Source organism: Demequina lignilytica (assembly GCF_030418375.1).
Taxonomy (GTDB): domain Bacteria; phylum Actinomycetota; class Actinomycetes; order Actinomycetales; family Demequinaceae; genus Demequina; species Demequina lignilytica.
In genome coordinates this window covers 274536-286654 of the sequence record NZ_JAUHPZ010000001.1, presented here as the reverse complement: position 1 = coordinate 286654, position 12119 = coordinate 274536, and the positions used below count along the sequence as shown (strand labels likewise).

At 72.7% G+C, this 12119-nt stretch carries 8 protein-coding genes; 5 read left to right on the top strand and 3 right to left on the bottom strand.

The annotated features are described in order from the left end of the window. Positions 1-5 precede the first annotated feature (5 nt). The 4 genes from QQX13_RS01320 to dxs all read left to right on the top strand — a co-directional run bounded on the left by QQX13_RS01320 (position 6) and on the right by dxs (position 7907). Complete coding sequence (locus tag QQX13_RS01320; RefSeq protein ID WP_301152217.1) at positions 6-1922, top strand: APC family permease; 1917 nt, start codon at positions 6-8, stop codon at positions 1920-1922. Then, entirely contained in the window at positions 1915-3114 is a 1200-nt protein-coding gene (locus tag QQX13_RS01315; RefSeq protein WP_301152216.1) for a class I SAM-dependent RNA methyltransferase, read from the top strand. Before QQX13_RS01320 ends, QQX13_RS01315 begins: the two co-directional genes overlap by 8 nt. Positions 3115-3264: 150 nt before the next feature. Then, a complete protein-coding gene (acnA, locus tag QQX13_RS01310; RefSeq protein WP_301152215.1) occupies positions 3265-5946 on the top strand; it encodes an aconitate hydratase AcnA in 2682 nt (893 codons plus the stop codon). Between the two features lie 98 nt (positions 5947-6044). Continuing rightward, entirely contained in the window at positions 6045-7907 is a 1863-nt protein-coding gene (dxs, locus tag QQX13_RS01305) for a 1-deoxy-D-xylulose-5-phosphate synthase (protein WP_301152214.1), read from the top strand. 125 nt (positions 7908-8032) lie between these two features. On the opposite strand, the gene QQX13_RS01300 is transcribed toward dxs, so the two are convergent. After that, positions 8033-9292: an HRDC domain-containing protein gene (locus QQX13_RS01300; RefSeq protein ID WP_301144356.1), complete on the bottom strand. Its 1260-nt coding sequence runs from the start codon at positions 9290-9292 to the stop codon at positions 8033-8035. Beyond that, positions 9289-9849 carry a DUF3000 domain-containing protein gene (locus tag QQX13_RS01295; protein WP_301144355.1) on the bottom strand — a complete coding sequence of 187 codons (561 nt, stop codon included), beginning with the start codon at positions 9847-9849 and terminating at the stop codon, positions 9289-9291. Before QQX13_RS01295 ends, QQX13_RS01300 begins: the two co-directional genes overlap by 4 nt. A 106-nt stretch (positions 9850-9955) precedes the next feature. On the opposite strand from QQX13_RS01295, the gene gnd reads away from it, so the two are divergent. Continuing rightward, a complete protein-coding gene (gene gnd, locus QQX13_RS01290) occupies positions 9956-11392 on the top strand; it encodes an NADP-dependent phosphogluconate dehydrogenase (RefSeq protein ID WP_301152213.1) in 1437 nt (478 codons plus the stop codon). Here the strand turns inward: gnd and QQX13_RS01285 are convergent, their stop codons facing one another. Continuing rightward, complete coding sequence (locus QQX13_RS01285; protein WP_301144353.1) at positions 11393-12118, bottom strand: dihydrofolate reductase family protein; 726 nt, start codon at positions 12116-12118, stop codon at positions 11393-11395. It lies immediately after the preceding gene. Position 12119: the final 1 nt, after the last annotated feature.

Here is a 12119-nt window from a genome sequence, read left to right as displayed (position 1 = left end):
GCGACGTGCGGAGGTTTCTCGAGAGCCTGAAGATGCTGGTCTTCGGCCGTCCCATCGCGACCGGCCGGGAGCAGCGGATGGCGCTGAGGACGCGCCTCGCCCTGCCGGTCTTCGGCGCGAGCCTGCTGTCGACCGTGGCGTACGCGCCGGACGCGGTGCTCGACGCGCTGCGCAAGGGCGGCCAGGGGACGGCGCTCCCGTGGATGGCCGCGGGCGTGTGCGCGATCATGATCCTGCTCGGGTTCGCCTACCGGTCGAACGTGCGCAAGCATCCCGACGAGCGCGGCGACTACGGCACCGTCCAGGACCAGCTCGGGCCCACGGCGGGGATGGTCACCGGCGCGGCCCTGCTGGTCGACTACATCTTCACCGTCGCCGTGTCAGTCGCGGCGATCGCCCAGTTCGCCGAGTTCGTGCTGCCCGTCCTCGAGGGCTACCACACGGGCATCGCGCTCGCCGCGATCGTGATCATGACGCTCGCGAACCTGCGCGGCATCCGCGAGCGTGCCCGGGTCATGCTCGCGGTCTGGTTCGGGTTCCTGCTCGTGATCGGCGCGCTCGCTCTCGTGGGGGCGCTCCAGGGCGACCTCGCCGGCACCGCCACCGTGAAGGCGGACGCGACCTGGTCCGCCGCGTTCTCCTTCGCCGGGGCGATCGCCTCGGGCGCGGTCATGCTCACGGGGATCGAGCACCTCGCCTCCTCCGCGCCGTATCACGCGGAGCCGCGGGCGAAGCGCGCGGGGCGCACGCTGATCCTCGCGGTGCTCGCAGGCGCGGCCGCCTTCCTCGCCGCCTCGCTCCTCGTGTGGAAGTACCGGGTGTCCGGCTGGCAGCAGGGGCCCGTGCTCCTGCAGGCCGCGGAGCGCATGTTCGACCATCCGGCCGCGCTGTGGGCGGTCGCCGTGCCCACCATCGCGATCCTGTACGCGGCTGCGTCCGCGGTGTTCCGCCGCTTCTCCGGCCTCACGTCGCTGCTCGCGCGCGACGCGTACCTGCCCCGGCAGCTGTCGCAGCAGAGCGACCGGCTCGTGTTCCGCGGTGGAGTCATCTGGGTGTCGAGCGCGTCCGCGCTGCTGGTGATCGGGACGGGCGCCCGCCTCGAGCAGCTGGTGCACATGTACCTGATCGGCGCCTTCGCCGCGATCGTGCTGAGCCAGGTGGCCATGGTGCGGTTCCAGCGGCGGCGGATCGCGCTCGAGCTGCGGGGACGCGGCCGGCTGCGCATGCAGGGGACGCGGGTGCTGCACGCCGCCGCCGCGACGGTGGGCGCCGGCGTGTGGATCGTGGTCGCGGTCTTCAACTTCTCGGCGGGCGCCTGGCTCGCCCTGCTCCTGGTGCTCCTGCTGGTGTTCCTGATGCGCGGGATCCGGCAGCACTACGCCCACGTTCGCGAGCAGCTCGCGATCGAGACCGACGACCCGGCCTCGGCGCGCCCGAGCGCGACCCACGGCATCGTCCTGGTCGCGCAGCTCCACCGGCCCGCGCTGCGAGCCATCGCCTACGCCAAGGCCGCCCGCCACTCGAGCCTCGAGGCGGTGGGCGTCCAGATCGACCGCAACGCGACCGTCGAGCTCCAGCGGCGCTGGGGCGAGCTCGACCTCGGGGTCCCGCTGGTGATCCTCGACTCGCCCTACCGCGACCTGGTCACGCCCGTCCTCGATCATGTCCGCTCGATCCACCGCGTCTCGCCGCGCGACATGGTGGTCGTGTACGTGCCCGAGTACATCGTGGGCCGCTGGTGGGAACGGTTCCTCCACAACCGCGCCTCGATGCGGCTGCGGGAGCGGCTGCTGACCATCCCGCGCGTGGTCGTCGCCGCCGTGCCGTGGCACCTCGAGTCCGCGCTCGGCACCGTCGAGTCCGAGGCGCTCACGCGTGAGCTGCCCCGCGTCGAGCTGCGGGAGGCGGGCCAGGATGGCTGAGCTCGTCCGGCTGGACGTCGGCAAGGTCGCACACGGCGGCCATTGCGTCGCCCGCCATGAGGGCCGCGTCGTGTTCGTGCGCCACGCCCTCCCCGGCGAGGTGGTGATGGCCCGGGTCACCGAGGGCGGGGACGATGCGCGGATGTGGCGCGCGGACGCCGTCGAGGTGCTCGAGGCGTCGCCCGACCGGGTGCCGTCGGTCTGGCCCGAGGCGGGCCCGGGCGGCATCGGGGGAGGGGAGCTCGCTCACGTGGCGCTGCCCGCGCAGCGGCGCTGGAAGCTCGACGTGCTCCGCGAGTCGTTCGAGCGCTTCGCCCGCCTGGAGTTCCCGGGCGAGGTCGCCCCGGCACCCGGCGACGACGCTCGCGGCGGACTGCGGTGGCGCACCCGCGCGACGGCGACCGCGGGGCCGGACGGGCGCGCCTCCATGCATCTGCACCGGGGGGACGGCATGCGCCCGCTCGGTGCGCTGCCCATCGCCGTCGAGGCGGTCGAGCGCGCCCTCCTGGACGGGAGGTTCCCCGCGGGATCGCGCGTCGCCGCGGTCGCGCCCGGCGGGGGCGAGGCGAGGCTGCTGGTCGACGGTCGTCCGTGGCGCGGCGGACGCGCCGACACCCGGCCGAACGCGCCCCGGCGCGTGCGGGAGTCCGTCGAGACTCCCCAGGGCCGGTGGGGCTACCAGGTCGATGCCGCCGGCTTCTGGCAGGTGCACGTCGAGGCGCCGCACGTGCTGGTCGAGCAGGTGCTGAGCCGCGTCGGCGAGGCCGACGTGGTCCTCGATCTGTACGCGGGGGCGGGGCTGTTCACCGTCCCGCTCGCCTCGCAGGGACGCAGCGTGACGTCCGTCGAGGCCGACGCAGGCGCCTCCCGCGACGCCCGTCGGAACGCGCACGCGCTGCCGTCGGCCGGGATCGTCCACGCGGACACCCGGCGCTTCCTCGAGACCCAGCGTCCCACCGCCGACGCGGTGGTCCTGGATCCACCGCGCTCCGGGGCGGGGGCCCGCACCCTCGCCGCGGTGGACGCCACGGCGGCGCGGAGGCTCGTGTACGTGGCCTGCGACCCCGTCGCGCTCGCGCGCGACGTCGCGCTGCTCGCCGGGCACGGGTTCCGGCTGGTGGAGGCGCAGGCGTTCGACCTCTTCCCCATGACGCACCACGTGGAGACCGTGGCGACGTTCGAACGGTCCTGACCCCGAGCATCGTCCCTCGCAGGCCGCGCCATCCGCAGATCAGAAATACCGCGGATGTTCCGCCGACCGCGACGGTTCCGGCGCCGCGGGTGCAGATAGGATGGCCGGAGGCCCGAAGACGGGAGTCCCCGAGACCGCGGAGGAGATCGCATGAGCGTGAACACCCTTGGATCCAAGTCGACGCTGACGGTAGGCACGAAGGAGTACGAGATCTTCCGTCTCGGCGCGGTTCCAGGGTTGGAGCGCCTGCCGTACTCGCTGAAGATCCTGGCCGAGGCGCTGCTGCGCACGGAGGACGGCGCGAACATCACCGCCGACCACGTCCACGCCCTCGCCGCGTGGGACCCGACCGCCGAGCCCGACACCGAGATCCAGTTCACGCCCGCGCGGGTGGTCATGCAGGACTTCACCGGCGTGCCCTGCGTGGTCGACCTGGCGACCATGCGCGAGGCGGTCGCGGAGCTCGGGGGCGACCCCAGCGCGATCAACCCGCTGGCTCCCGCCGAGCTGGTCATCGACCACTCGGTGGTCATCGACATCTTCGGCCGCCGCGACGCGCTCGACATGAACACCGCGCTCGAGTACCAGCGCAACCGCGAGCGCTACCAGTTCCTGCGCTGGGGACAGACCGCGTTCGACAACTTCAAGGTGGTGCCGCCGGGCACGGGGATCGTCCACCAGGTCAACCTCGAGTACCTGGCGCGAGGCGTCATGACCAAGGACGTGGACGGCCTGACCCAGGCGTACCCGGACTCCTGCGTCGGCACCGACTCCCACACCACGATGATCAACGGCCTGGGCGTGCTCGGCTGGGGCGTCGGCGGCATCGAGGCCGAGGCGGCCATGCTGGGCCAGCCCGTCTCGATGCTCATCCCCAAGGTGGTGGGCTTCAAGCTGACCGGCGCGATCCCCGCGGGCGCGACCGCGACCGACGTGGTGCTCACGATCACGGAGATGCTGCGCGCGCACGGCGTGGTGGGCAAGTTCGTGGAGTTCTACGGTGAGGGCGTCGGCGCCGTGCCGCTCGCCAATCGCGCGACCATCGGCAACATGAGCCCCGAGTTCGGCTCGACCGCCGCGATCTTCCCGATCGACTCCGTCACCATCGACTACCTGCGGCTCACGGGCCGCACCCCGGACCAGGTCGCCCTCGTCGAGGCGTACTGCAAGGAGCAGGGCCTCTGGCACGACCCCGCGCGCGAGCCCGTGTTCTCCGAGTACCTCGAGCTCGACCTGTCCACCGTGGTGCCGTCGATCGCGGGTCCCAAGCGTCCGCAGGACCGAGTCGCGCTGTCGGAGTCGAAGCCGCAGTTCGAGAAGGCCATCGAGACCGTCCGCACGGGCGACGCGAAGGCCGCGACCTACGTGAACGAGGCGGGCGAGTCCGTGCCGCTCAAGGACGGCGACGTCGTGATCGCCTCGATCACCTCCTGCACGAACACGTCCAACCCGTCGGTGATGCTGGCGGCCGCGCTGCTGGCGCGCAACGCCAACGCGAAGGGCCTGAGCTCGAAGCCGTGGGTCAAGACGTCGATGGCGCCCGGCTCGCAGGTGGTGACGGACTACTACGAGAAGGCCGGCCTGTGGCCCGACCTCGAGGCGCTCGGCTTCCACCTGGTGGGCTACGGCTGCACCACCTGCATCGGCAACTCGGGCCCGCTGCCGGAGCCGGTCTCCGGCGCCGTGAACGAGCACGACCTCACGGTGGTCTCGGTGCTGTCGGGCAACCGCAACTTCGAGGGCCGGATCAACCCGGACGTGAAGATGAACTACCTCGCGTCGCCGCCGCTGGTCATCGCGTACGCGCTCGCCGGCACCATGGACCACGACTTCGAGACCGAGCCGCTGGGCCAGGACTCCGCGGGCAACGACGTGTTCCTCAAGGACATCTGGCCCGACCCGAGCGAGGTCGAGGCGATCGTGCAGTCGGCGATCACCCAGGAGATGTTCGAGAAGGACTACGCGGACGTGTTCGCGGGCGACGAGCGCTGGCGCGGGCTGCCCACCCCGGAGGGCAGCACCTTCGAGTGGGACGACGCCTCGACCTACGTGCGGAAGGCGCCGTACTTCGACGGGATGGGGATGGAGCCGGAGCCGGTCCAGGACATCGCGGGCGCGCGCGTGCTCGCGCTGCTGGGGGACTCGGTGACGACCGACCACATCTCGCCCGCCGGATCCATCAAGGCGGACAGCCCCGCGGGCCTCTACCTCGCATCGCACGGCGTGGACCGCAAGGACTTCAACAGCTACGGCTCGCGCCGCGGCAACCACGAGGTCATGATCCGCGGCACCTTCGCGAACATCCGGCTGAAGAACCTGCTGCTGGCGGGCGAGGACGGCTCGGTGGTCGAGGGCGGCTTCACCAGGAACCTGCTGACGGGCGAGCAGACCACGATCTACGACGCGTCGGTCGCGTACCAGGAGGCGGGCATCCCGCTGGTGGTGCTGGCGGGCAAGGAGTACGGCTCCGGCTCGTCGCGCGACTGGGCGGCCAAGGGCACCAGCCTGCTCGGCGTGCGCGCCGTCATCACCGAGAGCTTCGAGCGCATCCACCGCTCGAACCTCATCGGCATGGGCGTGATCCCGTTGCAGTTCCCCGCGGGTGAGAGCGCCGCGTCGCTCGGCCTCGACGGCACGGAGACGTTCGACATCACGGGCATCGCCGCGTTCTCGGCGGGCGAGCACCCGCGCACGCTGCCGGTGACCGCGACCAAGGCGGACGGCTCCGTGATCGCGTTCGACGCCGTGGTGCGCATCGACACGCCCGGCGAGGCGGACTACTTCCGCAACGGCGGCATCCTCCAGTACGTGCTGCGGTCGCTGGTGAGCTGACGCCCCGGGAAGCATGACGGCCCCGTCCGGCGTTGAGCCGGGCGGGGCCGCATCCGTCCAGGCCGTACAGTGAGAGTTCCGACAGTAAGGAGTCATGCGTGCTGGAGCGCATCGGGTCGCCGCGCGACCTCAAGGATCTGACAGACGCGGAGCTCGACGAGCTCGCCGCGGAGATCCGCGACTTCCTGGTCGACAACGTGTCCCGCACCGGCGGCCACCTGGGCCCCAACCTGGGCGTGGTCGAGCTCACCATCGGCATCCACCGCGTGTTCGACTCGCCCCATGACTCGATCGTGTTCGACACCGGGCATCAGTCGTACGTGCACAAGCTGCTCACGGGCCGGCGCGACTTCTCGAACCTCCGCAGGCGCGGCGGGCTGGCGGGCTACCCGGCACGGGACGAGAGCGTCCACGACATCGTCGAGAACTCCCACGCCTCGACGGCGCTGTCCTGGGCCGCCGGGATCGCCCGCGGGCACACGCTCCGAGGTGAGGACGGCCGCACCACGGTCGCCGTCATCGGCGACGGCGCGCTGACTGGCGGCATGGCGTGGGAGGCCCTCAACTCGCTGGGCGCCTCCCACGACCGGGTGGTGGTGATCGTCAACGACAACGGGCGCTCGTACGCGCCGACCATCGGCGGGCTGGCGCGCAAGCTCGACGGGATCCGCACCGATCGTCGGTACGAGCAGTTCCTCGGCTGGGGCAAGCGCACGTTCGCGAACCGCGGCCGTTTCAGGAACTTCGCCTACCTCTCCGTCATGCACGGGAAGCGGGCGCTCAAGGGCCTGCTCACCGACCAGGGCATGTTCGCGGATCTCGGGATCAAGTACATCGGTCCGATCGACGGCCACGACCAGCGTCACGTCGAGCGTGCGCTCGAGCAGGCGCGGGAGCTCGGCGGGCCGGTGCTGGTCCACGTGCTCACGGAGAAGGGCCGCGGGTACAGTCCGGCGGAGCAGGACGATGCGGACCGCTTCCACGCGGTGGGCAGGATCCACCCGGAGACCGGGCTGCCGATCGAGGCGTCGCGCTTCGGTTGGACCTCGGTGTTCGCGGACGAGATGCTGTCGGCGGGGGAGGACCGGCCCGACGTCGTGGCGCTGACCGCGGCCATGCTCGCCCCCGTGGGGCTCCAGCCGTTCGCGGACGCGCAACCGGATCGCGTGATCGACGTCGGCATCGCCGAGCAGCACGCCGTCACCTCGGCCGCGGGTCTCGCGTACGCCGGCCTGCACCCCGTGGTGGCGGTCTACGCGACCTTCCTCAACCGGGCGTTCGACCAGGTGCTCATGGACGTCGCGCTGCACAAGGCGGGCGTGACGTTCATGCTCGATCGCGCCGGCATCACCGGTGACGACGGTCCCAGCCACAACGGCATGTGGGACATGGCGCTGCTCCGGCACGTGCCGGGGCTGCGGCTGGCAGCCCCGCGCGATGAGCCGACCCTGCGCCAGGCCTTCAGGGACGCGCTCGACGTCGACGACGCGCCGACCGTGGTGCGGTACCCGAAGGGCGCCGTTCCCGAGCCTCTCCCGGCCCTGCGCAGCGTCGGGGACATCGACGTGCTCGCGGAGCACGGCGAGGATCCCCGGGTCGTGGTCGTCGGGCTGGGATCCATGGCCGCGACCGCGGTCGAGACCGTCGGGAAGATCGCCGCGGAGGGCATCTCTGCGATCGCTCTCACCGCCACCTGGGCGCACCCGGTGCCCGGGGGCCTGCTGGAGGCGATCGGCGGGGCGGAGCTGGTCGTGACGGTCGAGGACGGCCTCACGGACGCGGGCCTCGGCGAGGAATGGGCGGCCTACGCGCGTCTCGCCGGGACGCCGGCGCAGTGGAGCCACCACGGCGTGCCGCGCGAGTTCCTCCAGCACGCCACCCGCGCGCAGATCGTCGACGACCTGGGCCTCGACGCGTCGGACCTCGCCGCGCACGCGCTGGGGCTCATCACCCGCGACTGACCCCCCGCATCGTCCCGCGTGGACGATCCGTGCACGAGACCGAGCGGTTCCGTGCACCGAGCGCCCATCTCGGGGGTGGAGCCGGGGTGGAGCCGGGGTGGAGCCGGGGTGGAGCCGGGCCGCGCTCAGTCCCCGGCGGCGTCCGTACCTGCGGTCGGGTTCTCGAACGCCTCCGCGAGCTCGGGCGCGGTGAGATCGATCTGCCACGGGCGCGCGCCGCGGCCCGCGAGGAACTCCCTGATCCACGGCTCGCCGCCGCCGCGGTACTCCCAGCAGGCTCGCCGGAGCGCGTCGGGCTGCAGGAGGTTCTCGGCCGGGATGTCGAGCCGGTCGACCAGCGCGGCGATCCTCGCGCGCGAGGCACCGAGCCGCGCGAACGCCTCGGGCCGCTTGTCCTTCCACACGCGCTGCTGCGGCGGGCCGTCTCCCTGAGGCGCGCGTCGCGCGGGGAGCTGATCCTCGGGCAGCGCCATGGCCGCCTCGACGGCCGTGTACCACTGCGCCGCACGGCGCCGCGTGCCCTTGGACTGGAACTCCCTCACCTTGAGCAGGTCGTCCAGCGAGCCCGGCTTCGCCTGTGCGGCGGCCACGATGGCCTGGTCGCGCAGGACCCGGCCCGGGGAGGTGTCCCGTCGGCGCGCCTCGGCGTCGCGGGCCTCCCACAGCGACCTGACGATCGCGAGGGACCGCGCATCCCTGACCTGGTGGCTGCCGGAGGTGCGCCGCCACGGGTCCTCGCGCGGCGCGGGCGGGGGAGCCAGCCGGACCGCCTCGAACTCCTGCTGCGCCCACACGAGCTTGTCCGCCGCCGCGAGGTGGGTGGCGAGCCTGGTGTGCAGGTCGAGCAGCACCTCGACGTCGAGCGCGGCGTACACGAGCCAGTCGTGGGGGAGTGGACGCGTCGACCAGTCCTGTGCCGAGTGCTCCTTCGCGAGCGCGAACCCCAGCTCGCGTTCGACCACGGCGGCGAGGCCCACCCGCGGCCATCCGAGCAGGCGGGCCGCGAGCTCCGTGTCGAACACGCGTGCCGGCTCCAGGCCGAGCTCGCGCATGCCGGGCAGGTCCTGGCTGGCGGCGTGGAAGACCCACGTCGCGGAGCCGATCGCCTCGCCCAGCGGGGACAGATCGGTGATCGCGGCGGTGTCGATGAGCGCGATGCCCGCGCCGGCGCGCTTGAACTGCGCCAGGTACGTGGCCTGGCCGTAGCGGAAACCGGAGGCGCGCTCGGCGTCGGCGGCGACGGCGCCGGCACCGCTCGCGAACGCGGCGCACACCTCGGCGAACGCCTCGGGCGTGTCGACGATGTCGGGGACGCCCCCCTCCGGCTCGGTGAGCGGGATGGGGTCGGTCGCCTGGTCGACGGACGATGCGGCGGACTCGGTCACGCGGTCCTTCCCGGCAGCGGGCGCACGCCCTCGGGCGTCGGCGGGATGCCTGCGCAGGCTGCCATCAGATCGGTCCACGCCGCGATGTGCGGCGCGAGATCGGTGGTGGTGGGCGTCCACGACGCCCGCAGCTCGACGGTGACCTCGTCGGGACGCTCGGCCAGCTCGCCGAACGAGGTCGAGGTCACCTTGGTCACGGTACCGCCCCTGGCGCGGTGCGGGACCCCCGCGAGCGCGTCGCTGAGCCACGACCAGGCGACCTCGCCCCACAGCTCGTCGCGACCCACCTCGGGCTCGACGACCGCCTTGACGAGGGCGATGATGCGCATCGTCCCCTCCCAGGCAGGCTGGCCGTCGGGGTCGTGCAGGACGACGAAGCGCCCCGATGCCTCGAGGCCGTGGACGTCCAGCTCGCCCGACACCGCAGCCGCGTAGGGTGCGATGCGGCCGGGCGCGGGCACCTCGGCGAGCCGCACGTCGCGGTGCGTGGGCGCCCCGCGCAGGGACAGCAGCGCCGCGCGGAAGTCCGCGGGGGCGGCGTCGAGGTCCTCTGCCATACGGGGAGCCTATTCCCGAGCCCGCGTGCCAGCGCGTACGCCACGCGCCGCACGACCGTCTAGGCTGGACAGCGTCTCTCCTGAAACCCCCGACCAAGGATGAACGATGGCGCTTGCTCAGATCGGCGTGACCGGACTTGCGGTGATGGGCCGCAACCTCGCGCGCAACTTCGCCCGCAACGGCTTCACGGTGGCGGTGCACAACCGCTCGGCGGAGAAGATGCGGTCGCTGATCGCGGAGCACGGCGACGAGGGCGACTTCATCGGCTCGGAGAGCCTCGAGGACTTCGTCGCGTCGCTTCAGGTGCCGCGCATGGTCGTCGTCATGGTCCAGGCGGGCGGCCCCACCGACGCCGTCATCGACCAGCTCACGACCCTGCTCGAGCCGGGCGACATCATCGTCGACGCCGGCAACGCGCTCTACACGGACACCATGCGCCGTGAGAAGGACCTCGCGGCCAAGGGCCTGCACTTCGTGGGCTCCGGCGTCTCCGGCGGCGAGGAGGGAGCGCTCCTCGGCCCGTCGATCATGCCCGGCGGCCCCGCGGAGTCCTACGTGACCCTCGGCCCGATCCTCGAGAAGATCGCCGCGAAGGCGGAGGATGGCACGCCCTGCTGCGTCCACATCGGTCCCGACGGCGCCGGCCACTTCGTCAAGATGGTGCACAACGGCATCGAGTACGCCGACATGCAGCTGATCGGCGAGGCGTACGACCTGCTCCGCACGGGCCTCGACCTGAACCCGGCGGAGATCGCGGAGATCTTCGCCGAGTGGAACCAGGGCGACCTCGAGAGCTTCCTCATCGAGATCACCGCCGAGGTGCTCCGCCAGACCGACGCGCGCACCGGCAAGGCGCTGGTCGATGTCATCAAGGACGAGGCGGGCCAGAAGGGCACCGGCCGCTGGACCGTGAAGTCGGCACTGGACCTGGGAGTCCCCGTGACGGGCATCGCGGAGGCGACGTTCGCTCGTGCGATCTCGTCGCAGGTCAAGCAGCGCGAGGCCGCCCGCGGCGTGCTCACCGCGTCGACCGGCGACTTCCACATCAACAACCGCGAGGGCTTCATCGAGGACGTGCGGCTCGCGCTGTACGCCTCGAAGGTGGTCGCGTACGCGCAGGGCTTCGACCAGATCCGGGCCGCCTCCGAGGAGTTCGGCTGGGACATCACCCTGGGCGACATGGCCAAGATCTGGCGCGCGGGCTGCATCATCCGCGCGCGCTTCCTCGACCGCATCACGCAGGCCTTCGAGCGCGACGCCGATCTCCCGACGCTGCTGGTCGACCCCTACTTCGCCGACGAGATCGCGGAGGGCGTGGGCGCCTGGCGCCGCGTGGTGGCCCAGTCCGCGCTCACCGGCGTCCCCGCGCCGGCCTTCGCGTCCTCCCTCGCGTACTACGACTCGCTGCGCGCCGAGCGCCTCCCCGCGGCCCTCATCCAGGGGCAGCGCGACTTCTTCGGCGCGCACACCTACAAGCGCGTCGACGTCGACGGCACCTTCCACACGCTGTGGTCGGGCGACCGGTCCGAGGTGGAGGCGTAGTCAGCGCCTCAGCCAGCGGGTGACGGTCGCGCCGTCGCCCACGAGCTCGAGGGCGGGCGTGAAGCCCTGCGGCGGCGTGGGCGCGGGCCTGCCCTGGGCTCCGCCGGGGACGGACGATGCGGTCATCCAGGCCTCGTCGACCACGCCTCGCTGAAGGAGGCGGCCGGCGAGGGTCGGCCCGCCCTCGCACAGGACGCGCGTCATCCCGCGCGCGGCGAGCTCGCTCATGGCGGTGCGCGGCGACACGTCGTCGGGGCCCGTCACGATGATCCGGCCGGCCCAGTCCGGGCCGAGCCGGGTGACCGCGGGGGAGCCTGCGTGCGTGAGGACCCAGGTGTGCTCCGGGGTGAGGCCCGGCGGCAGGATCCCGCCATGCGTGACGACGGCGACCGCCGGGAGCGCGCGCAGCCCCTGGCGGGCGCGACCCGCGGCGAGAGCCTCCGGGAGCGCGATGTCCGCGTAGCGCTCCCTGCGCGCCGCCTGGCCTCCCACGAGCACCACGTCGCACGCGGCCCGGAGGACGGCGGCGACCCGGGAGCCGGCCGGTGTCGCGAGGCTGCGCGCGCCGCCGTCGGGCCCGGTGGCACGGCCGTCCGCGCTCACCACCATCGCGAGGCGGACGGTGCTCGGCCGCTGCGCAGCGAGCGCGCTCAGCCGCGCCTCCGCGTCGTCCGGATCGATGCGCTCCGGCGTGCCGCCGGACAGCGTGAGCGCCCCCTCCGCCATG

Bases quoted from the DNA above. Each gene is read 5' to 3' on its own strand.
- QQX13_RS01315 (WP_301152216.1), top strand. From the start codon at position 1,915: ATGGCTGAGCTCGTCCGGCTGGACGTCGGCAAGGTCGCACACGGCGGC.
- acnA (WP_301152215.1), top strand. From the start codon at position 3,265: ATGAGCGTGAACACCCTTGGATCCAAGTCGACGCTGACGGTAGGCACG.
- gnd (WP_301152213.1), top strand. From the start codon at position 9,956: ATGGCGCTTGCTCAGATCGGCGTGACCGGACTTGCGGTGATGGGCCGC.
- QQX13_RS01285 (WP_301144353.1), bottom strand. From the start codon at position 12,118: ATGGCGGAGGGGGCGCTCACGCTGTCCGGCGGCACGCCGGAGCGCATC.
- QQX13_RS01295 (WP_301144355.1), bottom strand. From the start codon at position 9,849: ATGGCAGAGGACCTCGACGCCGCCCCCGCGGACTTCCGCGCGGCGCTG.